This is a genomic window from Mycobacterium yunnanensis, assembly GCF_025823185.1.
In the GTDB taxonomy this organism is placed as follows: domain Bacteria; phylum Actinomycetota; class Actinomycetes; order Mycobacteriales; family Mycobacteriaceae; genus Mycobacterium; species Mycobacterium yunnanensis.
Genome location: NZ_JACKVK010000005.1, coordinates 279,781 through 301,243, shown reverse-complemented (window position 1 = coordinate 301,243; position 21,463 = coordinate 279,781). Strand labels below are relative to the sequence as shown.

General features: G+C 65.2%; 23 protein-coding genes. 12 read left to right on the top strand and 11 right to left on the bottom strand.

Going from position 1 to position 21,463, the window contains the following annotated elements:
* Window positions 1-146: 146 nt before the first annotated feature.
* On the bottom strand, window positions 147-1,637 hold the full coding sequence (locus tag H7K45_RS08685) for an APC family permease (RefSeq protein WP_263995387.1): 1,491 nt from the start codon (window positions 1,635-1,637) through the stop codon (window positions 147-149).
* Window positions 1,638-1,744: 107 nt separating this feature from the next.
* On the opposite strand from H7K45_RS08685, the gene H7K45_RS08680 reads away from it, so the two are divergent.
* A complete protein-coding gene (locus H7K45_RS08680; RefSeq protein WP_263995386.1) occupies window positions 1,745-2,665 on the top strand; it encodes a LysR family transcriptional regulator in 921 nt (306 codons plus the stop codon).
* 39 nt (window positions 2,666-2,704) lie between these two features.
* Here the strand turns inward: H7K45_RS08680 and H7K45_RS08675 are convergent, their stop codons facing one another.
* On the bottom strand, window positions 2,705-3,595 hold the full coding sequence (locus H7K45_RS08675) for an AraC family transcriptional regulator (RefSeq protein WP_263995385.1): 891 nt from the start codon (window positions 3,593-3,595) through the stop codon (window positions 2,705-2,707).
* Between the two features lie 114 nt (window positions 3,596-3,709).
* Here H7K45_RS08675 and H7K45_RS08670 point away from each other — a divergent pair, with 114 nt between their 5' ends.
* Window positions 3,710-4,783 (top strand): aldo/keto reductase, encoded by a 1,074-nt coding sequence (locus H7K45_RS08670; protein ID WP_263995384.1) that lies wholly within the window; start codon window positions 3,710-3,712, stop codon window positions 4,781-4,783.
* 55 nt (window positions 4,784-4,838) lie between these two features.
* On the opposite strand, the gene H7K45_RS08665 is transcribed toward H7K45_RS08670, so the two are convergent.
* Both H7K45_RS08665 and H7K45_RS08660 read right to left on the bottom strand, forming a co-directional pair.
* A complete protein-coding gene (locus H7K45_RS08665; protein ID WP_263995383.1) occupies window positions 4,839-5,168 on the bottom strand; it encodes a nuclear transport factor 2 family protein in 330 nt (109 codons plus the stop codon).
* Between the two features lie 328 nt (window positions 5,169-5,496).
* The gene (locus H7K45_RS08660) at window positions 5,497-6,276 is read right to left on the bottom strand and encodes an SDR family oxidoreductase (RefSeq protein ID WP_263995382.1); all 780 of its coding nucleotides are present in this window, start codon (window positions 6,274-6,276) and stop codon (window positions 5,497-5,499) included.
* Window positions 6,277-6,324: 48 nt separating this feature from the next.
* Here H7K45_RS08660 and H7K45_RS08655 point away from each other — a divergent pair, with 48 nt between their 5' ends.
* Together H7K45_RS08655 and H7K45_RS08650 are read left to right on the top strand one after the other, a co-directional pair.
* Window positions 6,325-7,269 carry a helix-turn-helix transcriptional regulator gene (locus H7K45_RS08655; RefSeq protein ID WP_263995381.1) on the top strand — a complete coding sequence of 315 codons (945 nt, stop codon included), beginning with the start codon at window positions 6,325-6,327 and terminating at the stop codon, window positions 7,267-7,269.
* A gap of 357 nt (window positions 7,270-7,626) precedes the next feature.
* Window positions 7,627-7,980 carry a DUF1214 domain-containing protein gene (locus H7K45_RS08650; RefSeq protein ID WP_263995380.1) on the top strand — a complete coding sequence of 118 codons (354 nt, stop codon included), beginning with the start codon at window positions 7,627-7,629 and terminating at the stop codon, window positions 7,978-7,980.
* Between the two features lie 40 nt (window positions 7,981-8,020).
* Here H7K45_RS08650 and H7K45_RS08645 read toward each other — a convergent pair whose 3' ends face one another.
* From H7K45_RS08645 to H7K45_RS08635, 3 genes are all read right to left on the bottom strand, one after another.
* Window positions 8,021-8,764, bottom strand: coding sequence for an SDR family NAD(P)-dependent oxidoreductase (locus H7K45_RS08645; protein WP_263995379.1), 744 nt, complete (start codon window positions 8,762-8,764; stop codon window positions 8,021-8,023).
* Window positions 8,765-8,859: 95 nt separating this feature from the next.
* Complete coding sequence (locus tag H7K45_RS08640; RefSeq protein WP_263995378.1) at window positions 8,860-9,483, bottom strand: NADPH-dependent F420 reductase; 624 nt, start codon at window positions 9,481-9,483, stop codon at window positions 8,860-8,862.
* Window positions 9,484-9,584: 101 nt separating this feature from the next.
* Window positions 9,585-10,520 (bottom strand): SDR family oxidoreductase, encoded by a 936-nt coding sequence (locus H7K45_RS08635; protein ID WP_263995377.1) that lies wholly within the window; start codon window positions 10,518-10,520, stop codon window positions 9,585-9,587.
* Between the two features lie 187 nt (window positions 10,521-10,707).
* Here H7K45_RS08635 and H7K45_RS08630 point away from each other — a divergent pair, with 187 nt between their 5' ends.
* Window positions 10,708-11,190, top strand: a complete 483-nt coding sequence (locus H7K45_RS08630) for a MarR family winged helix-turn-helix transcriptional regulator (RefSeq protein WP_263995376.1) — start codon at window positions 10,708-10,710, stop codon at window positions 11,188-11,190.
* Between the two features lie 28 nt (window positions 11,191-11,218).
* Here H7K45_RS08630 and H7K45_RS08625 read toward each other — a convergent pair whose 3' ends face one another.
* On the bottom strand, window positions 11,219-11,962 hold the full coding sequence (locus H7K45_RS08625) for an alpha/beta fold hydrolase (RefSeq protein ID WP_263995375.1): 744 nt from the start codon (window positions 11,960-11,962) through the stop codon (window positions 11,219-11,221).
* 68 nt (window positions 11,963-12,030) lie between these two features.
* Here H7K45_RS08625 and H7K45_RS08620 point away from each other — a divergent pair, with 68 nt between their 5' ends.
* The 4 genes from H7K45_RS08620 to H7K45_RS08605 all read left to right on the top strand — a co-directional run bounded on the left by H7K45_RS08620 (window position 12,031) and on the right by H7K45_RS08605 (window position 16,332).
* Window positions 12,031-12,579: a TetR/AcrR family transcriptional regulator gene (locus H7K45_RS08620; RefSeq protein ID WP_263995374.1), complete on the top strand. Its 549-nt coding sequence runs from the start codon at window positions 12,031-12,033 to the stop codon at window positions 12,577-12,579.
* A 431-nt stretch (window positions 12,580-13,010) separates the two neighbouring features.
* Window positions 13,011-14,654 carry a sensor domain-containing diguanylate cyclase gene (locus H7K45_RS08615; protein ID WP_263995373.1) on the top strand — a complete coding sequence of 548 codons (1,644 nt, stop codon included), beginning with the start codon at window positions 13,011-13,013 and terminating at the stop codon, window positions 14,652-14,654.
* 14 nt (window positions 14,655-14,668) lie between these two features.
* Entirely contained in the window at window positions 14,669-15,376 is a 708-nt protein-coding gene (locus H7K45_RS08610) for a proteasome-type protease (RefSeq protein WP_263995372.1), read from the top strand.
* Between the two features lie 140 nt (window positions 15,377-15,516).
* Complete coding sequence (locus H7K45_RS08605; RefSeq protein WP_263995371.1) at window positions 15,517-16,332, top strand: transglutaminase-like domain-containing protein; 816 nt, start codon at window positions 15,517-15,519, stop codon at window positions 16,330-16,332.
* Window positions 16,333-16,472: 140 nt separating this feature from the next.
* On the opposite strand, the gene H7K45_RS08600 is transcribed toward H7K45_RS08605, so the two are convergent.
* Window positions 16,473-17,222 carry an SDR family NAD(P)-dependent oxidoreductase gene (locus tag H7K45_RS08600; RefSeq protein ID WP_263995646.1) on the bottom strand — a complete coding sequence of 250 codons (750 nt, stop codon included), beginning with the start codon at window positions 17,220-17,222 and terminating at the stop codon, window positions 16,473-16,475.
* A 221-nt stretch (window positions 17,223-17,443) separates the two neighbouring features.
* On the opposite strand from H7K45_RS08600, the gene H7K45_RS08595 reads away from it, so the two are divergent.
* Complete coding sequence (locus H7K45_RS08595) at window positions 17,444-18,391, top strand: LysR family transcriptional regulator (protein ID WP_263995370.1); 948 nt, start codon at window positions 17,444-17,446, stop codon at window positions 18,389-18,391.
* A gap of 14 nt (window positions 18,392-18,405) precedes the next feature.
* Here the strand turns inward: H7K45_RS08595 and H7K45_RS08590 are convergent, their stop codons facing one another.
* Entirely contained in the window at window positions 18,406-19,335 is a 930-nt protein-coding gene (locus H7K45_RS08590) for a LysR family transcriptional regulator (protein WP_263995369.1), read from the bottom strand.
* Between the two features lie 113 nt (window positions 19,336-19,448).
* Between H7K45_RS08590 and H7K45_RS08585 the strand changes: the two genes are divergently transcribed.
* On the top strand, window positions 19,449-20,246 hold the full coding sequence (locus tag H7K45_RS08585) for an alpha/beta fold hydrolase (RefSeq protein WP_263995368.1): 798 nt from the start codon (window positions 19,449-19,451) through the stop codon (window positions 20,244-20,246).
* Complete coding sequence (locus tag H7K45_RS08580; protein WP_263995367.1) at window positions 20,246-20,782, top strand: carboxymuconolactone decarboxylase family protein; 537 nt, start codon at window positions 20,246-20,248, stop codon at window positions 20,780-20,782. Before H7K45_RS08585 ends, H7K45_RS08580 begins: the two co-directional genes overlap by 1 nt.
* 72 nt (window positions 20,783-20,854) lie before the next feature.
* Here the strand turns inward: H7K45_RS08580 and H7K45_RS08575 are convergent, their stop codons facing one another.
* On the bottom strand, window positions 20,855-21,394 hold the full coding sequence (locus tag H7K45_RS08575) for an STAS domain-containing protein (protein ID WP_263995366.1): 540 nt from the start codon (window positions 21,392-21,394) through the stop codon (window positions 20,855-20,857).
* Window positions 21,395-21,463: the final 69 nt, after the last annotated feature.

Genomic DNA, 21,463 nt, shown 5'->3' with positions numbered 1-21,463 from the left:
CACCAGCCGTACGACTAGACGGTGATTCCCGAATCGAACCAGAGGTTTTCACTATACGAACAACAGATGCGTGTGCATGGTCAACGCAACGAGACCAAGGCCCGGTGTGGGCCTTGGTCTCGACACGTGTGCGCCCCCGGACCGGTTCAGGACGGCGCAGCGGCCGGGTCGTGGTTCTCGACGTTCGCGAGGACGTACTTCGGCCCCGCTTCGGCTCGGGCGATGCGTCCTCTGAGTACGACGAGCCACCAGAGACCTGCCAGCCCCATCGTGACGGCGAAGACGATCGCGTTGGCCCGAAAGTCCGGCAGGAACAGCAACGCCGACATGACCAACCCGAACACCACCATTCCTAGGACGTACACCGGCAACCGCATCCGGCCGAGATCGAAGACTCCGGCTGGACCCTGCGGTATTCGCTTGCGTGCGTTGGCGACTAGGAGTCCCGCCGTCGTGAGGAAGTAGACGCCGAAGAATCCGAGCGCCGCCGTTCCGACGATGTAGGAGAAGGTCTGCTCGCTCGCGAGCGCCGACAGCAGCAGTGCGAGCGAGACGAGTCCGGTGACCCACACGGCGGTCGTCGGCACCTTGTGCGTCGGCGAGACCCGTCGCAACGAGTGCGATCCCGGAAGCATGTTGTCGCGACCCATGGCATACACCAAGCGTGTGGCGACGAGCATGCTTGCCAGCACGCAGACCAGGATGTTGGTGAGCGCCAACGCGATGACGAACTTGGAGAACCACGGTGACACCTGCTGGGCGAACAAATCGCTGATGGGTGACGCACTCTCGGACAGCGTGGTCGGGTCCTTGATGACGAGGAGGAAGACGACGTACATGAAGAATTCGATCGCCGATGCCACCCCGAGGGCGAGGAACATGGTGCGCGGAATGGTGCGGCGGGCGTCCTTGGTCTCCTCCGCGACGTCGGCCGCCGATTCGACCCCCAGCAGTCCGAAGATGCATCCGAGGCTGGCGGTCAGCCACACGATGACGTAGGGCGACGAGGAATCGCCTGCCGCACCGGTGGAGAAGAGGAACCCGATGCCCTGGTGCTCATTGGAGACGAAGAACGCGACGATGGCGATGAAGGCCGTCGCGCCGAGCGTTACGACCAGTTCCAAGGCCACGCCGATGTTGTTGAGGATCGTTGCGAGCCGTACGCCGTAGACGTTGATCAACACGCACAGCAGCACGACGGCCATCGACGTCAGAATCTGCGACGACGTGCTCATCTCGATGCCCAGCAGGCTGCCGACGTACCCGGACAGCACATACGCGACACCGGTGAACCCGCTGATGAACCCGACGGCGCCGGCAAAGCCGGTGAACCACCCCAGATTTGGGCTGACGAGCCGACTGGTCCACTGATAGGCGTATCCGGCGAGCGGCAGCTTGACCACCAGGTCGGCGGCGATCAGGGCCCAGACGAAGAAGACGGCCACCGCGAGCGGGAACGTCCAGACGAACGCTGGACCCGCGGTGCTCAGCCCGAATCCGAACCCCGAGAACACCGCCGTCGTGGCGCTGATGACCGAAAACCCGAGGAAGAACGACGACACGCCGCCCACTGATCGACTGAGTTTCTGGGTGTAGCCGAGCTCGCCGAGCTGGCGGTCCTCCTCCGAGGTGTCCATGGTGATCCTCCTGGGGATGCTGTTCGCGGTCGAGGTGGGCCCAGCGTATGAACGCCTGAACAACAGGACAACCTTGTGAAAACCGAGGACTGCTATCGTGTTTAGCTATGTCGCTGTCGCTTATTCAGCTACGCGTCTTCGTCACGGCGGCGCGGTGCGGCTCGTTCACGGCGGCAGCCAAGCAGCTGCACATGTCGCAGCCGACCGTCTCCGAGACCATTCGTCGCATCGAGCAGAGTTACGGCACACCGCTTTTCGTGCGTGGTGCGCGTCGACTGATCCTCACCACCCCCGGTGAGGAGTTGATGCCCCTGGCCGAACAGACGCTGGCGTCCGCCGACGGTGCCGACCGGGCGTTGAAGGCGATCACAGGACTGCAGGGCGGCGTGGCGTCGTTCGGGCTCCTCCGCAATGCGAAGCACTACGCGATGGCCGACCTGCTGACGTCGTTCCACGCCCGCTACCCGAACGTGCGTCTGCGCGTCATCGGCGTCAACTCCGCGGACGTCGCAGACCTGGTTCGTGACGGCGCCCTCGAGGCCGGTTTGGTGGTCCTACCCGTCGATACGCGTGAACTGTCCGTCACGCCGTTGCTCAGGGACGAGGTGGTGTACGCGACGTCCCATTCCTGGCGGACCGGGCCGGTGTCCATCGAGGACATGGCGGCCGCCAACCTCATCCTCTACGACGCGCACGCGGGATGGCGGGACCCCACCCGTCGTCAGCTCGCCGACCGCGCCCTGCTGAGGGGCCTGGTGCTCGAGCCCCTGATCGAGGTCGAACAGGTTGACACCGCACTCGAACTCGTGGCTGCGGGCGCGGGGGAGACGATCGTGTCGAAGGCCGTTGCGGAATCCTCGATCTCGCCACCCGGAATCATCTACCTGCCATTGGAGGAGCCGCTCTACGACACCGTCGCGCTCATTCAGAAGGACTCGGCGATCCTGTCGCCCGCAACGAGGGAACTCGCGAGGCTCGCCCGCGAGACCCTCGCGGACCTCCGCTCCTCCGATCCCGCGCGGTCATAGGAAAGAACTGTCTCCCGTCGGCGGCTAGCGTCGGTGAATTCACAGCGCGAGTTGGTCCTGCGCGGTCCCGCGCAGCCGCAGCGCGTCGCGGCCCGGCGCCTCGCCGAACAAGCGGCGGTATTCACGGCTGAACTGCGACGGGCTCACATATCCCACAGCCTGGCCAACGCCCGCGATGTCGTCGGGCGCCGTCAAGAGACGAAACCTGGCCTGCTGCAGCCGGATCTGCTTCTGGTACTGCAGCGGGGTCATCGCGGTCACCGCCCGGAAGTGGCGGTGGAACGACGACACGCTCATCCGCGCGACGCGGGCGGCCTCCTCGATACGCAGGGTCTCCACGTGGTGGTCGCGAATCCACTCCATCGCAGCACTGATCGCGGAGGTGTTGCTGTCGGCCAGCCCGATCTGCCGCACCATCGCACTCTGGTCACCGGTGAGCAACCGCCAAAGGATCTCCCGCTTGATCAACGGTGCCAGAACGTCGCGATCGCCGGGACTATCGAGCAACCGCAACAGCCGCACCGCCGCGTCGACCATCTCGCCGGGGGCGTCGCTCACCGCGATGCCGGGCGGCGTTTCCCGCTCGCGTGCACCGTCACGCGCCAACCCCGTCTGCACCATGAGCGCGGCGATCTCCTCGGGCCGCAGCAGCAAGCCGAACCCCAGGCACGGCTCGATCGCGCTAGCGTCGACGTACTGGCCCACCACCGGCAGATCCACCGACACCACCAGGTATTGGCCAGCCCCGTAGTCGAGCACCCGGTCACCGCTGACCACCCGCTTCTGGCCCTGCGCCACGATCGCCAGGATCGGGTGCGACATCGACGCCGTGGGCGGCGACGACGTGGTGGCCTTCGACACGATCACGTCCGGGATGTCGGTCCGCCCGGCGTGCCGGTCGACCAGCGAGCGCATTTCGTCGAGGGGCATGACAGGAGAAGCTAGCAGGATCGTGCAAGAGGCGACGAGAATCCGACTACCGCTCCCGCGCGGCCGCTGGTGTGCTGGAAGAGACCTCCCCCGCACATCCCCAAAGGAGCTTCGATGCCTCTCGACCACTACGTCACCCTCGGCCGTTCCGGACTGCGAGTCAGCCCGATGTGCCTGGGCGCCATGAGCTTTGGTGCCGATACCGGCATCGGCGCCGAGGTCGACGAATCCGAGGCCATGCTGACCGCCTACCTGGAGCGCGGTGGCAACTTCATCGACACCGCCAACTTCTACTCCAACGGCCACTCCGAGCAAATCCTCGGCGACTACTTCGCGCGGCGCCCCGGCTCCCGCGACCGGGTGGTGCTGGCCTCGAAGTTCTTCTCCAACATGCATCCCGGCGACCCCAATGGCGGCGGCGCAGGCCGCAAGGCCATCATCGACCAGCTGCACGACACCCTGCGCCGCCTGCAGACCGAGTACGTCGACCTCTACTGGCTGCACAATTACGACCGATTCACCCCGATCGAGGAGACTCTGCGGACTCTCGACGACCTGGTCAGCGCCGGCAAGGTGCGCTACATCGGCTTCTCCAACACCCCTGGGTGGTTCACCGCCCAAGCTCACACGATGGCACTGCTGCGCGGCTGGCCGCCGGTCACGGCCCTGCAGGTGGAGTATTCGCTGCTGGCCCGCACGGTCGAAGGCGAGCTGATCCCGCTGGCCCGCGACGCCGGGATGGGAGTCCTTCCGTGGAGCCCACTGCGTGGTGGCCAGCTGTCCGGACGCTACCGGCGCGGTACGGCCACCGACTCGGCGCGGGTGGCGCTGACAGGGGAACCCAGCGACGCCGACTACGACGTGATCGAGACAGTCGTCGACGTCGCCGAGCAGATCGGCGAAACCCCCGGCGCCGTCGCGCTGTCCTGGCTTCGGCACCGCCCGGCCGTCACCTCGCCGATCGTCGGCGCGCGCCGGATGGCCCACCTCGACGACAACCTGCGCGCCCTGGAGGTGTCGCTCACCGCCGAGCAGACCGCGCGCCTTGACGCGGTGTCCAAGCCCACGCTGAACTATCCGATCGACATCAACGACGCCGCGACGACGTTGCAGTTTGCCGGCGCCACCGTCGACGGCGTCCACACCGAGGTGCACCCCGTCATGGCCAGCAGCGACCGCCGCTACTAGGCGTCGTCCCGGTGGTGCGGGCCCGGCAGTGACGGCTGGTGACGGTGCGTCGCGCTCAAGCGGTGATTCGCATTTCGGTGATCTTGCCGTGTGCCACGCGGAAGGTGAAGGTGCTCGGACCATTGAACCCGTTACCACCGACTTGGGCGATGACGACGACTTCGGTCTCGTCGATCGAGTAGAAGTGGATGACGTTCAATGACACCTGTCTTCCTATGAATTCGGCGTCGCTCCACCGTCGGATGGCCTCTGGTCCGTGGAACCTGCGCCCCCAGTCGTCGACGACTCCCTGGTACGAGGTGAACGTCGCCAGAAATGCATCGACGTCGCCACGATTGGCGGCGTCGATGAGGTAGCGCACCTCGGGGGTCAGCGTTGAAGGCATCGTCGATCTCTCATCGTCGGGCTCTGCGGGAAGTGCGAGGCTCAACGGCCCGCCTGAGGCCCGGGTGATCCTCAACGGGCCCGTAGGAGTCATCCCTGCATTCCGTTCTGGCCGGGCTAGGGCGGGGTGTCGCGGTCCGGGTCGTCGCCGCCCCCGTGATTGGGATTGGTGCAGATGGTGCCATCACACGGAACTAGTGCGCCGTCACCGTTGGGGTTGGGCATCATCGGCACGCTCGTCGACGGGGCGGGAATGCTGGGAGTTGGTGTCGGCGAACCTTGCGATCGGCCAGGGGTGGAGGTCGGCACTCTCGTCTGCACGGTTGACCTCAGCGAGTGGTGTAGCCGCCGTTGGCCAGGATGGTCTGGCCGGTGATCCACCATCCGTCACTGACGAGGAATCGAATCAACGGCACGATGTCGCGCGGATCGGTCAGGCCGGTCTTGGTGTACTTCGACAAGTCGGCGGCGTTCTGGTTGAACTCGGCGGACTCCTTCGTTTCTTGACCGTAGAAGAATGGTGTCTCCATGGGGCCGGGCGCCACGGCGTTGACCGAGATCCCGCGACTGCCAAACTCTTTGGACGCTGCACGGGTGAAGTGCTCCACGGGGGCCTTCGATCCGGCGTAGATCGAGTACAGGCCGGTGTAGGCCGACAGCAGTGAGGTGACGAGCGTGACGAGTTTTCCTCGCTCGGAGAGATGCTCACCGGCCTGCTGGATGAAGAACAACGCCGTCTTGGCGTTGATCGCGAAGATCGTGTCGAAGTCCTCTTCGGTGATGTCCGGCAGCGGCTTCTTGATGACCATGCCGGTGGTGTTGATGGCGATGTCGATCGATCCCATCGTGCTGCTGGCATCCTCGAACAACGTGGTCATTGCCGCCGCGCTGGTGAGGTCGCCCTGCACTAGGTGGGCCTGCACCCCCGCGGCGCGGATGGCCTCGCCAGTTTCTTCGGCGGCCGCGCGGGTTGATTCACTGTTGAAGTGGACCGTGACCGCGCGGGCTCCCTGCGAGGCGAGGTCACGGGAAATCAACCCGCCCAGATTCTTTGCACCCCCTGCAACCAACACGTTCTTGCCGGCGATGGTGTTGACGGTGTCGGGCATTGCTTCCTCTCGTCGATGTGCGCGCCCGGACGCTATCGTGAGGCGACAGTGGCAAGCCTTCGAAAAATCGCCGACCTTCGAAAACGTCGGGAGGCGGGTCAGGGAGCGGTTGTATTGCAGGTCTGGGATGGGCGTCGGGAACGCAGCGAACGCGTCGTCGTGGCAGAACGCGGTCTACGGCTCCAAGGTCTGGACTTCCGCTTCGTCGCCGAAACGGTGGAGTCACCGACCGACTGGTGCTTCCAAGAGCCGCACCACGTGTTCGTCGTTCACCGGCGCGGACATCTCACGTCGATGGAGATCGAGTTCGATGGCGGCCCCTCGGGTGACTGCCTTCCCCGCGTCGGTGACGTGTGGGTCATACCCGCCGGGCAGCGTTACGCCGCTCTCGCGCAAGGAGATACCGTCGGCTTCTGTGAGATCGTCGTTCCGGTAATTGCTTTCGGTGAGCGAGAACTTGCACCGCGTGTCGGGTATCCCGACACGTTGCTGCATCGACTGGTGGAGCGTCTTGCCGGTCAAGCCCATCGCGACGGTGCCGCGGCAACGCTGTTTCGTCAGTCGCTGGCCCAGACGATGCAACTGCACATCTCCGATCATTACTCCGCCAAGTCAAGTTCCGGGCGGACCGGCAGCGCCGCACGCTACATGGATCGGCGGGCCCAACAGATCGTCGTCGACTATCTTCACTCGGAATTGGATTCCCGCATCGATCTGGACGAGCTGGCCGCCTTGGTCGACATGACGACCGCCACGTTCCTGCCGGCGTTCTCGACCGCGTTCGGGACGACTCCCCACCAGTATCTGATCGAGCAACGAATCGAGCGGGCCAAGGCCCTCCTGTGGGGCAGCCAAACCAGCATCACCGACATCAGCGCAAGCGTGGGATTTTCCAATCCGAGTCACTTTGCCACGACCTTCAAGAACCGCGTCGGCGTCAGCCCGACCGTATACCGTCGCAGCACCTCACGAGCTGGCCGGAGACCACACTGATCCGGTTCTGGCTGATTGCGGCGATCGCCTGCGAACTCCGGATCCCGCCTCTCAGCGAATGGCTGACGGCCGCCAGAGTTCGAGACTCCGAAGACAGCAATGCACAGCGACGTCTCGTTTGTCTACAAACGAGACTGATCCCGCGTGCACGCGGCAGCCGACCGCAAGAATGGGCACGGTGAACGTCGGTGTGCCGCCGTACGGCGACGCAGCTCATCAACGGCTGATGATGGGATCCAGGAGCGACCCTGGTGGTGACTTCGAATGCCTGTTCCGCGTCTACGGTCCGACCCCATCACTGTTCAACAAGACCTGGCAACTGTCCGACCTACACCCGTGCATCGCAGGGAGCGCACCATGACCGACGCGTCCGAGCGGCCCGACCTAGTACGAGTGAACCCGGACAACTTCATCCGGGCCGAAACCGACATGTACTTCAACCACGCCGTCGACGGGTTCTGGTCGATCACCGTCTACGACGCCAATGGCTACTTCGCCCCCAACCCACGAAACACATACTCGCTCAACGACATCACTGCCACCAGGTCACTCGACGGCACGGTCATCACCCAGTTCGGCGGACAACCGACCGATGCGGCCAACTGCCTTCCCATCACCCTTGGATGGAACTACATGGTCCGCGTCTACCGACCACGACAGGCCATCCTCGACGGCCAATGGCTCCTCCCGCGAGCCGAACGAACTCCCTGAGCCGTCAGAACCTGGATGAGACGTGGCCGAGTCTTGAATGTCAAACGGCCGTGGTGCCGCCGTCGACGATGAGTTCCTGGCCGTTGACGAAGGCAGAGTCGTCGGAGGCGAGGAACAGTGCGGCCGTGGCGATTTCCTCGGGCCGTCCGTTGGATCCCCGAGGTATGAGGGCTTCGCGCGCCTCCATTGCGGCCGCGGTCTCGGCGTCGAAGGTCGTCTCGAGTCCGGGTGCGACGACTTGGCCCGGGGTCAAGACGTTGACCCGGATTCTGCGGTCCTTCAACTCCGCCACCCAGACGCGTGCGTATGCGTGCAGCGCGGCCTTGCTCGCTGCGTACACACCCCAGGATGGGTAGCCCCTGACCGACGCGATGGATCCGGTCATCAGGATCGAGCCGCCGTCGTTGAGCAGCGGTAGCGCCTTTTGCACCGTGAACAGTGTGCCGCGGGCGTTCAGACCGAAGGTGTCGTCGAAGTGTTCCTCGGTGATCGTGCCGAGCGCGGCTTCTCGAGCCGCGCCGGCATTGGCCCACAGCACGTCGACGGAGCCCTTCTCCCGTCGAATTACGTCGAATAGCCGATCCAGATCGGCCAGGTTTGATGAATCCGCCTGTACACCAGTCACGTTTCGTCCGATTGACGCCACCGCGTCGTCCACCGCGTCCTTGCGCCGGCCGGTGATGAAGACGTGCGCGCCCTCCTCGACGAACAGCTTGGCCCCGGCGAGCGCCATGCCACTGGAACCGCCGGTGACTACCGCCACCTTGCCGTCAAGTCTTCCCACGATCGGCCCTCAATCCTGTTGCATAGATGTTCATCTGGTCGAATGTCGCAGAGACACGGCGTATCTGGCGTCCACGATGCCGGTGGTGGGGTGATTCAGCGTGGCGTGGTGACCTCTAGCGCGAAGTCGAAGTGTCCCACTCCGTGTTGGGCGAGGCCGATCATCACCAGGCCCGTCGCTTCCAGGTAGTGCGCCATGTTGAGGCCGCCGGTGTCGAGCGGCCGCAGGTTGAGGCTCGTGATGAACTCGGCGACGCGGGTCTTGGCGTGCTCGTCGTCGCCGGCGATCAGGACGTCCACCGGCTGGCCCTTGGCCAAGACGGCGCCGAAAGTCGTGTTGAACGCCTTCACGACGCTCGCGCCAGCCGGGGCTGCGTCGGCGACCATCCGTGCACTGGAGGTGCCGTCGGGGGTGGCGAGCCCGTCGGCTGTCGGCGTGACCGGGTTGCAGACATCGACGATCACCTTGCCCCGTAGGGCATCTCCGAACTGGGTGACGACCGGAACGACGTTGGCGTACCCCAGGGCGACGATGACGATGTCCCCGGCCTGGACGGCGCCGAACTCAGCTGTGGTGGTGCTCCCTCCGAGAGAGTCGGCCACCTCGGCGGCCTTGGCCTGATCGCGTCCGATGATCTCGACGGTGTGCCCATTCGTGACGGCGAGCTTGCCGATGGCGCTGGCCATGTTTCCGGTGCCGATGATGCTGATGGTGCTCATGGAAGATCCTGTCGTGCTCGTGGATGGATGGTTACTCCGCCGCAGGCGGAAGCGCGCGGCGTGGTGGGTGTCCGTGGGCGGGGCTCCTAGCGTGCGCACCGTCAGCGGGCGGGGAAGTAGTGGCCGTTGTCCAGGTCGGCGAGCAGTGTGGGCTGGGTGGGTTCCCAGCCCAGGGTCTGGCGGGTGATCAGGCTGGACGCCGGCAGATGCATGGTGACCAGGTTGGTGAATTGGCCGAAGTATCCGGGCAGCATCAAGACGTCGACGGGAATGCGCACGACGGGTAGGTGCAGCCGTTCCCCGATGGCTTCGGCGATCGTGCGAAACGGGGTGCCCTCGTCCTCCGCGGCGTGCCAGTACTTGCCGGCCGGGCCCTTCTCCAGCGCCAGACGGAACAAGGTGGCGGCGTCGCGGAGGTGCACCGCGCCCCACAGGTTCGCGCCGTCGCCGGGGTAGCCGACGATCCCCTTCTCCTTGCCGAGTGCGATCAGCCCGGGCAGGAAGCCAGCTGTATCGGTCATACTGTGCGCGATGGGAGGCAGCCGCACGATCGACGATCGAACCCCCTGCTCGGCGAGGCCAATGACGGTGCGCTCCACCACGTTGCGGGCCCGCAGGGTGCCCGTATGTTCCTCGCCGTTGGGTAGGGCTGGGTCGTCCTCGGTCGCCGGGCGGCCCAGGCTGCCTGCCGACCCGATGCTGCCCGCGGCGACCAATGGCTTACCGGTTCCGGCCAATGCCTCGCCGTAGGCGACCATGATGGGGACCTCCGCGGCGGCGACGGCGTCCATTCCGCCGGAGGGCAGCAGGTCTTGGCGGTGACCTACGTGGACGACGCCGTCGGAGTCCGCGGCGGCTTCCTTGAGCCCGTCGAGGTCCTCGAGGTCGCCGCGACGCACCGCCGCGCCGAGGGCCGTCAGGGCGTCGGCGGACGCATCGGACCGGGCCAGGCCGGTGACCTCGTGCCCGGAGGCGATGAGTTCGGGAATGATGTACGAGCCGGAATGGCCGGTCCCGCCGGTGACGAAGACGCGCATCGAAGGTTCCTTCTTCTGGTGGTGGTGGTGAGGAGGCTGCAAGCGCGGGATGCGTTGACGTTCAAGCGAAGACGGTCACGCCGAGGGCGAAGGGGGGCGCCATTGCAAGTTCCGACGAATTATGTTGATGACTCAACCATAACCTTCATTGGGTGAGGAGTCAACCAATCAGGGTAGACTGACGAGCATGGAACCCAAATGGCTCGATGCGCGGGAAGAACGAGCGTGGCGGGCTTTCATCGACGCCCGTCACCACGTCGGCGTGCGAATCAGCCGGGGCCTGCAACGATCGGGACTGTCCGGGGCCGACTACGAGGTCCTGGCATTGCTCTCCGATCATGACGAGGACCGCATGTCCGCCCGGGATCTGTGCAACGCGCTGGGCTGGGAGAAGAGCCGACTGTCCCACCAGCTCCGAGGCATGGAGAAGGGCGGGCTGATCAGTCGCGAACCCAACCCGAACGACGGTCGCAGCACCATGGTTTGCCTGTCGGCCGTCGGACGAACCGCGATCGAAGAGGCGGCACCCGGTCACGTAGCTGATGTACGCCAGAGCTTCATCGATCTGCTCACTCCCGCCGAACTCGACCAGTTGACGGTCTTGCACGAACGCATCCTGCACCACTTGGCGGAGCCCGCCCCGGGCCACGAGAGCACGTCACCGCGGTGACGCTCACCCACCTTCTCGGGGCGTGAGCTCACGACGGCGCATGTCTGGGCAGGCTCAGCAAGAGGTCTCCAACCACGGCGGGCTGAGAGAGAAACGGATGGTGCCCGGCCTCGATCTCCACGACATCGTCAGCACGACGGGCGAATTCGCGCTGTCGTTCGGCGACCGTCCCCCTGTCCTGAGTGCAGACGAGGTAGGTCGTGGGCACCTGCTGCCACGCGGTCGCCGTCACCGGTTGCCCGAGCACCTGGATGCTTTGCCGCGCGAGATGACCGCGCCCCGCGTCTTGGACCTGTATGTCACAGTCGTGCAGAAATGTGTCGACGAACGACTCGTCGCGCGCTTCGAACGTGCCCGCATCGGCGTCGACGTCGAGGAACGGTGCCGGTTCGCTGCCACCGAAGTCCGACAGGGTCTGCCCCACCTTGGGGAGGTAACTGGAGATGAGAACCATGTGACGGATCGATCCGACGCCCACGCCAGCCTCGGCGGTGACGATACCGCCGTAGCTGTGGGCGACCACGATCGTCGGCTCATCGTCGTCCATCAGCACCTGTCGTACCGCGGCGACGTCCTCGGCGAGACCGGGACCGTCGAGGCCCGGGGACGCGCCCGCCTCGCCGCAGCTGGGAAGCCGGGGGCTTACGCTACGAACCCCGTGCCGCTCGAGCAATTCGGCGGTGCGATGCCACCACCACCAGCCGTCTCGCACGCATGCCCCGTGCACGAAGACCACCCGCATTCGCTCCACCTCCATCTGGAAGACCCGCACTGACCACGACGCTAGACGTAACGTGAATTACGTTAAAAGGGACGGTCGGCTGCGACGGTGGAGGAAAGATGGGTAGGAGACCCCAACCGCACATCAGGGATGATCTGCTGGACGCCTGCGTCGCGCACGCTCTCGCGCACGGTCTCCCCGGCCGGCTCGAGCCCTTCGTCTCCGCCACGGGTACGTCGGCTCGAATGCTGCTGTACCACTTCGGCACTCGCGACGCATTGATCCGCGCGGTCGTGGAGCGTGCGCGCCAACGACAACTCGACACCTGGAGTGGGCTACTTCAGCGGCGACCCGAGGAGCCCTATACCGTCACCCTCGAGCGTGCCTGGGCGTCGATGGCCGGAGTCGACGGCCGGCCCTACCGTCAGATGTTCGGCCAGTGGCACGACACCGCAGCATCTCAGTTCCTACCCGAGTTCGCCCGACGCGCCACCACGGACTGGCTTGGCCCGCTGCAAGAGGGGCTGGGGAGCATCGGGCGACCGGAACTCGCCACGCTGGTCTTGGCCGTGATCCGCGGTCTGCTCATGGACGTCGACGCCACCGGCGACATCACGCGAACGCAGAAGGGATTCGCCACCTTTTGCGCACTCCTGGACCCGCCCTGATGGCGGCCTGGCGGATGCCGAGAACCATCACGCCGGGTTGCGCAACCACCGCGCCGTTTCGTGCTGAGGGATGCGCCAGTTCCGCCGCCCTCCTTGACGCCGACGCGGCGACGAATCTCGAAGGGTCGATGCGTTCATCGACGACTTGGCGGAGGGGTTTCGCCCGTGCGCTCGATCCCGCTTGGAGGCGTGTCAGCCGCTGGTTCGCGGGTTTGACGGTGACGGCCAGCGCCCGCGGCGGGTCGAGTCAGGATCCGGGTGTGTGCCACCGGGCGTTAGCTGGCAGCCCCACTCGCGCCGACATTTACGCAGGCAGTAGTTAAGGTGGTGGCAGTCCGGCCGAGTGCCCGGCTCATGAAATCCTTGGGGAGGATCGGGTGCAGGACGGGACGGACGGTGATGTGCGATTCGAAGCCCACGTGCGCCCCGTCATGCAGTCGTCCACTGATGTAGACCTGCCCGTCATTCCCGACCTGACCGCAGACCTGCCCGTGCTCAAGGCTCTGTTGAGCATCTCCAGTGCCGTTTCCGGTGCCAGTTTCTTCGACGAGGTGCTCGAGGTCATCGCCGAACAGGCGCTGGCCGCCCTCGAGGCGTCGTCGTTGACCATCAGCCGTTGGGAACCCGGCAACGGCGTCTTACGGGCACTCGTCAACGTGGGTGATCTCGCGTCGGGGCAGCAGCGCTGGCCGCAGGATGAGTGCTACCCGGTGGCGGACGACCCGACGGTCACCGACTTGCTCCAGCGTGGGCGCTCCTACGCCAACGCCGTCGACGACGAGAACTCTCCGAGCCGATGCCGGGATCTGCTCCGCGCGTGGGGAAGGGAGAGCGAAGTCGCCGCACCCGTGATGTGCGGCAACGCGATGTGGGGTGAGATCTGGGCGAGCGGCACCGACGGCCGTCGGTTCGACCACGGCGACGCTCAACTCCTGCAAGCCATCGCCGCGCACACCGCCGTCGCCATAGGACGCTCAGAACTGTTGAGTACCGTGTGGCAGTACGCATTTCGCGATCCGCTGACTGACATTGCGAACCGACGTGCAATCGATCAGCGGTTCCTCGAGATCGACTGGGGTACAGCCACTGTGGTGGCACTGGTGTGCGATCTCGACGGATTCAAGCACTTCAACGACCACGCCGGCCATCCCGCGGGCGACGAGCTCTTACGCCATGTCGCCGCGGTGCTTCAAGGCCAGGCCGAGGCCGTGGACGGAGCCCTCGCCGCTCGGCTTGGTGGGGACGAATTCTGCGTGCTTCTGCCCGACTCGACATTGGCTGCCGCGGAAGGCTTCGCCGATGAGGCGGCCCGGACGATGCGAGACGCGTTGCAGCCGACGGTGAGCCTCTGCTGGGGAGCCGCCGCAGCGGGTCCTCACACCGCCAGTGGACGCGACCTTCTTGAAGCAGCCGATGCGGCGCTGCTCGAATCGAAGCGCCAAGGGCCGGCCCGCTTCAGTACGACGGCCTATACCCGTCCGGTCGTCGGTGGACTCGATCGGCGCGGGCTAGGCCCGGACGCGCAACGCGGTACCGATCGCCTCGCGGCGGTGATGGTGCAACTCATGCGGGAGAACGCGCCGATGTCCGACGTCGACGCGTTGGAAATGCTGGCCATGCAGGTGCAGGCGGCCATTGGGCTGGCTGGTTGGGCGATCTCCGTTGTCACCGACGACGGCAAGGCGGTCTACACGCCGCGCAAGATGGACAGCGTGAAGACGCCCGAATCGGGTCTCACCGTGTTGACCGATCTTGGGTTGTACGGCGCCGAGCTCGCCGACTACCCGGCCACTGCGCGCGCGCTGGCGACCGGCTCGACCTTCCTCGCCGCGCTCGACCTGGACGGATCCGAACCCACTGAAACCGCTCTGCTGGCAGATCTCGGGTATCGGGCCGTACTCGGGGTGGGCATTCACGCCCCCTCACACCGGTATCTGCTCGAGATCTACTCGCACGACGGATACCGACACCTCGAACCGATCTCCCCGCTCATCGAGGTGCTCTCGACGTACTGCGTAAACAGACCGCGGACCCCGGACGGTGGCACGTCTTCGGTGAAGGGTGAAGCCCGGTGACGTATTGCGTTGGTGTGTTGCTTGAGGACGGCGTGATCTTCGCCTCGGATTCCCGAACTAACGCCGGGGTGGACAACTTCGCCACGTTCTGCAAGATGACGGTCTTCGAGCGCGTGGGAGAGCGGGTAATCGTGCTGCTGAGTTCGGGGAACTTGGCCGGCACTCAGGCTGTGATCAACGTGCTGCGGCAGGGCTGCGCCGACGGGGGTGCCGTCGACGACGTCATGGGGGCGCGCACCATGTTCGATGCGGTTCGCGTGGTCTCGGATGCGATGCGAGACGTCGAGGACCGAGACGCAAAGTATCTGCAAGCCAACAAGGTTGGTTTCAACGCCTCGTTCATCGTGGGGGGCCAGATTGGCGCGGAGCCGATGCGACTGTTCCGGATTTACGCCGAGGGCAATTTCATCGAAGCGGGAGCGGACACCCCGTTCTTTCAGACCGGGGAAACCAAGTACGGAAAGCCCATCCTGGACCGGGTACTCACCAATCGCACGTCATTGTCCGACGCCACCAAATGCGTTTTAGTGTCCTTTGATTCGACCATGCGCAGCAATCTGTCGGTCGGCATGCCAATCGATTTGATCTGCTACCACGAGGGCAGCTTGCAGGTGACTAGCCGGCGACGGCTCGGCGTGGGTGACCCCTCCTTTGCCGCACTGAGTGCTCAGTGGGGCGAGGGGGTGCGCCAGGTGTTTCGCCGACTGCCCGATCTGGATTAGTCCACCACGGACGGCTTCCGGGAAGGTGACGTCGGGCCGCGCGATGGTGTCGAGTCGCGCGACCGCTATTCCGGCCCCAGAATTGGGCAACGCGGGACATCCGGGCGACCTCGGGTAAGCGAAGGAATGGAGCAGCGGCAATGCAGATCCACCTTGGCTTCGCGATGACCTTCGAGTGCCCCCGTCCCGTCCCGATGATCTTCAATCTCAACGTGCATTACACCCGCGTCTCGGACCTGCACGCACCCGACAACCTGATATTCGACCCACCTGTTCCGGTGCACGGCTACCGGGATGGCTTCGGCAACTGGTGCACTCGCATCGTCGCCCCAGCCGGCAAGATCACCGTTTCCGCCGACGCGGTCGTCGAGGATTCGGGTCTACCCGATCTGATCGTGCCCGACGCACGGCAGATTCCAGTGCCACAGCTGCCCGAGGAGACCCTGGTGTTCCTGCTGGGCAGCCGATACTGCGACACCGACAGACTCTCTCAAACGGCATGGGACCTGTTTGGGGACGGACCCACTGGATGGGCTCGCGTGCAAGCGGTTTGCGATTACGTGCACTCCCACATCACCTTCGACTACCAGCAGGCTGACAGCACCCGCACCGCACTGGATGCATTCAACCAACGAGTCGGGGTGTGCCGGGACTTCACCCACCTCGCGGTGGCTTTTTGTCGCGCCCTCAACATTCCCGCCCGGTACTGCAACGGCTACGTCGGCGACATCGGCGTCCCGCCCAGCGCCGATCCGATGGACTTCTCAGCCTGGTTCGAGGTCTTCCTCGGTGGGCACTGGTACACCTTCGACGCCCGAAACAACACTCCGCGCATCGGCCGGGTGCTCATCGCACGGGGCCGCGACGCCGCCGACATCGCTCTGAGCAATTCCTTCGGCCCCGCGTGGCTGAGGGACTTCAGGGTGTGGACCGACGAAATGCACACCGTCGCGTGAGCAGACCCGCACGCCCACATCGGTGATGAACGCCGACTCGCCGAAGATGATGAAGGAGGCGGTAGTGGCCGCCAGATTCAACGAGATAGTGGCTGCATATCGCCGACCGTAATTTCGTTCGCGAAAACCGCCAGAGCGGGCTACACCTGGGCCATGCCGCCGTCGACGCATAGTTCTGCACCAGTCATGAAACTGCTCTCGTCTGAGGCGAGAAACAGTGCGGCACTGGCGAGTTCCTCGGGACGACCCAGGCGTCCCAATGGGACGTGGGTGCTCATTTGGGCTCGGAGAGCCGCCGGATCCTGGCCAAAGTATTCGGCCTGTCCGTCGATGATGGGTGTGTCGAACGGACCTGGGGACAGCACGTTGACCCGGAGGCCCTGGCTTGCGAATTCGGCCGCCCACGTGCGCGCGTAGGAGCGCGCGGCCGCTTTCGTCGCACTGTAGGTCGTAGATCCAGGTAGCCCCTTGAGTGCCGTAATCGATCCGACCAGCACGATGGAGCCGCCCGTTGGCAACAGCGGCAGGGCCTTCTGCACAGTGAACAGCGTGCCGCGGGCATTGAGGTCGAAGGTGTGGTCGAAGTGCGCATCGGTCACGTCTGCGAAGTTCATCCGCTCGATGTTCCCGGCGTTGGCGACGACCACGTCGAGGCGTCCACTTTCCCCGCGGATGGCTTCGATCACTTCGTCGAGATCGCCTGAGACCGTGGCGTCGGCGGTGATCGCCGTGACGTGTCCCTCGATCGATGCCTTCGCGGCCTCGAGCGCTTCCTTCCGTCGCCCCGTGATGAAGACGTGGGCGCCTTCCTCTGCGAATCGCTGAGCAATTGCCAGACCGAGGCCTGTGCTCCCCCCGGTGACGAGGGCTACTTTGTTTGCTAAACGCATCCGTACTCCTTGAGTCGAACCTGTGATGACTAGCGAAATATGCAACTGCACAACGCTTTGCCGGAGGGCATCGAAGGCTGCATCCACTCCGTCAGTTCATAGCCGGGTGGCTGCACGTAGTTGCGGGTATGACGGTAGGAGCGATAGGGCATAGGCGCAAATAGTGGCATTGTATGGTCTGCATTGACAACGGCTATGTCGTGACGAGGATGGATTCGGGAATGAACCTGCGCCAATACGAATACGCCCTGGCTGTTGCCGACGAAGGCTCCATGACAGCGGCAGCAGAACGTCTGCGGATCAGCCAGCCCTCGCTGTCCCAACAGATCAGCACCCTGGAGAAGCACCTGGGGGTGCAGCTGTTCACCCGCACCCCACATGGGGTGACCGTGACCGTGGCCGGACGAGCTTTCCTGGCGGAGGCGAAGGTCGCCACGACCGCATCCCGGCGCGCCATCACCGCCGCTCGCGCCGCCAACGGGGAACTGTCAGGCGAACTCATCATTGCCGTCCACATGGGCCTGGGCGCGCGACAGCTTCCGCAGGCAATGGGGCAGCTACGCAGGCACCACCCGAAGTTGCAGGTGACACTCCACGAGGAGCCCGACCCCGCAGACATGGAACGGCTACTCCGCCAGGGAACCCTCGACATGGTCCTCGTACACCGCATCCCCGGCGGATGCACCTTCGACGCTCACCCTCTGGGTGAAGAAGCTTACGTCGCCGTATTGCCCAAGGGTCACCCGCTTCTCGCGCACGGCGCCGCCTTGCGTTTAGAGGACCTGGCGTCCGAGGGGTGGATCCGATTCCGGCGCGCCAGCCTTCTCGACGAATACCTCGCCCGTCTGTTCGCGAACGCCGACCTCAGCCCGCACACGGTGGCCCGAGCGTCGCAAATCTCCACAGCGGTCCGGCTCGTGGCGCAGGGCCTGGGCGTCACCGTGGTCCCGGCCTCGGCCATCCCCGAAGGGTTCGAAGAACTGGCCTGCCCGCTGCTGCCCGCCCTGACCGAGCCCGTCCTCGTCGGTGTGCGCCGCAATTCGGGTTCGGCCGAAGCGGCGATGCTTGACCAACTCGGTCAGCAGAACTGGTGCGGTACACAACTCCTCCGTCAACCCACGACTGTCTGTGATTCCCAGGATGGCCACGTCATGGGAGGCAGCATGTGATCGGTCTCGTCGTTCTAGGTCTGAGACACCACGCCGCACCCTGACGGCTCGCCGGTGTGGCGGCGGCCCATGTGCTCCAGGATGGCGGTGGCGACGACGCGTGCTGCTGGTTTGGGTTCCCTGTGTTTCGGGAGTACGAGGCTGATGGTGAAGATGGGCGCCGGCCTCGGCCGGATGACGGCGAGACCGTCCAGATGGGGAGCGGAGGACCTCGCGATGAGGGCTACGCCGAGTCCTGCGCGGACCATATCGAGAACGGTTGCGACGTCGCCTATCTCGATCTCGACCGTTCGCTGGATGCCGAGTTCTTGGAACAACCGGTCGGTACTCGACCGGCTGCCCCAGCCCGCGGGCACGTCGATGAAGGTCTCCCCGGCGAGCTCGCTCAGGCGGACGGTGCGACGATGCGACAACCGGTGACTGCTGGCGCAGGCGAAGACCATGGGCTCCGAGCTGATGGTGGTGGTTCGGACGTCGTCGGCCAGGGTCGGCGGAACGACGGCGATCGCCAGGTCGAGTTCGTTGTCGGTGACGGCCTGAACCAGGCCCGTCGAACCGTGGGGGCTGGTCGTCGGTCGTAGTCGGACTCCTGGTCGCTCGCAGTGGAACTCGGCGATCGCATCCGCAACCGGAGACGGAAGCAAGGAGTGCATCATCCCGATTCGCAGTGTGCCACGGAGACCTCCGGCCACGGTCGCGATCGAGTCCTTCGCGCGTTCGGCTGCGTCGAGGATTTCGCGGGCATGCCCGAGTAGGTCGTGCCCGGGCTCGGTGAGCTCGACGCTTCGGGTGGTGCGGTCGAACAACATGACGCCCAGTTCCCGCTCGAGCGCGGCGATGGTTGCCGACAACCCCGACTGCACGACGTGCATTCTGCGCGCTGCCCGGGTGAACGACAGCTCCTCGGCGACAGCGACGAAGTGCGCGAGTTGCCGAAGTTCCATGCCGTCGAATATATCGACCCTAGTGCTTAGTGTGTGCACTCATCATCGTTGGACGTACTAAGCGCTGAACGACGACCATGAATGAAAGTCTGCCTCGCAAAAGGAGATCCTTCATGGTGTCCCATCAGCTCAATGTCGTGCGCACCGGCCCGCGTGGGGAGACCCCTGCGGTGGTCCTTCTGCATTCGGCGGGGCTGGACCTGACCTACTGGGACGCGCAGATCGCAGCATTGGGCGATGAATTCGATGTCATCGCGTTCGACCTGCCAGGTCATGGCGCCAGCATCGCACCCGCGACGGCCATCACCATCGAGCAGATCTCCAAGTCGACGTCGACGGCCATCGCCGAGTTGGGCGTCGGCCCGGTGGCCCTGGTCGGCCTCTCGGTCGGTGGACTCATCGCGCAGCACGTTGCGCTCGCCGCCCCGGGCCTCGTCGACTCGCTGGCTCTGTTGGACACCGCCGCCCGGTTCGCACCGGAAGGGCAGTCCGCGATGAGGCAGCGAGCTACCGCGCTGCGGGAGGAGGGGATGTCGGCGATCCTCGGCGGGCTCTTCGAGCATTGGTTCCTGCCGGAGACGAGGGACCGTCGACCCGACATAGTCGACCGGGCTGAGAAGACGTTGATGAACAACGACGTCGGCGTGCAGGCCGCCCTGTGGGAGATGATCGCCGCCTTCGACTCCTGCGCGACGCTGGGTGCGATCGACGTGCCGACGCTGGTGTTGGTCGGCGAGCACGATTCGAGTTCGCCGGTGTCCTCGGCCGAAGAGCTACGCGGCGGCATCCCGAACGCGCGCATGGCGATCATCGAGCAGGCGGCCCACCTGTCACCGATCGAGCAACCCGCCGCCGTCACGGGCCATCTGGCGGCGTTCTTACACGATGTCGAGACGGCGCGGTCCCGCTGATGACGCGTATTCCTCTCGTCGACCCGGCAACGCTCACCGGCCGGCGCAAGGCACAGTTCGATCGCTTCCCCTCCAACCTCACTCGCGCTCTGCTGCTCCTCGACGACAGCCTGGCCGGCCAGCTACCGGAGACCGCGAATGCGCTCCGCGCCTCTCCGTTGGACCCTGCCTGGCGCGAGGGCGTGATCCTGCGAGTCGCGGCACGACAGCGCAGCGCCTACGAGCGATTTCAGCATCTGAGCCAGGCGCGGCAACACGGTTGGACAACAGCCCAGGTGGACGCCATCGAAGACGAACGAATTAGCGATGACGTCTTACCGCAGGACTTCATCACCGTCTTACGCTTCGTCGATGAGATCATCGACGGTTCAACCGTTTCCGACTCCACGTTCACTGCGGTCCATCACGTCCTCGACGACCGAGACCTGTTGACCGTCGTCGTACTCGTCGGGCACTACATGGGCGTCGCCCGCGTCCTCGGCGTACTTCAGGTCCCCCTCGACGGTGAACCCGACCCGTGGACGACCGAACACTGACGGCACCCCTCTCCGGGAGCCGCGATGGAGCCCAGCGGCGCCCGAGCAGCCTTCGTGCGGTTACGACCGGTATCAGTCGCCGCCCGACGGAAGCTCGGAACCGTGCGCGCGCGGCCCCCAGCCTCGCAGCCGTCGGCTGTGATCGCGCGTCTTCCGGGCTGCCTCGCAGATCAACTGCGCTCGCTCACGAGCGCGTTGCGCCCCTTCGACGACGGCCGCACCGACTGTCTCCGAATGGTTGACGGCGATCAGGGCTTCGCTGAGGGTTGCCGAGATCTCGAAGAGTTCGTCCAATGCGGCAGCAGTGAGCGCATCGACCACGGGGCCATTCGGCGGCGCCACGAGGCAAAACGATATGTCAGCTTCGCCGGCCGTGGCCGAGGCGTCGGTGAGGACGTCGATGAAGGCACTCCCGACCGACGTCACGCGGGAGAGCTCGAGCACCAATCGGGTGGGTTCCCCGTCGAGTTCGTCGGCTAGTCGGCGACGCAGGATCGACGACTCGGTACCGTTCATGTCTCCGGAGGCAACGACGATTCGCGCCAGGTTGGCGAGCCGCCCGTGCGTCGAGGCCCAACCGTGCTGCCAGCCGACGGCTTCGTCGTCGATCACTCATCCACCTCCCACGTATCGTTCCTGGCGACGTAATCAGGTGGAATGCGCACCTCGCTAGCCGAGGAC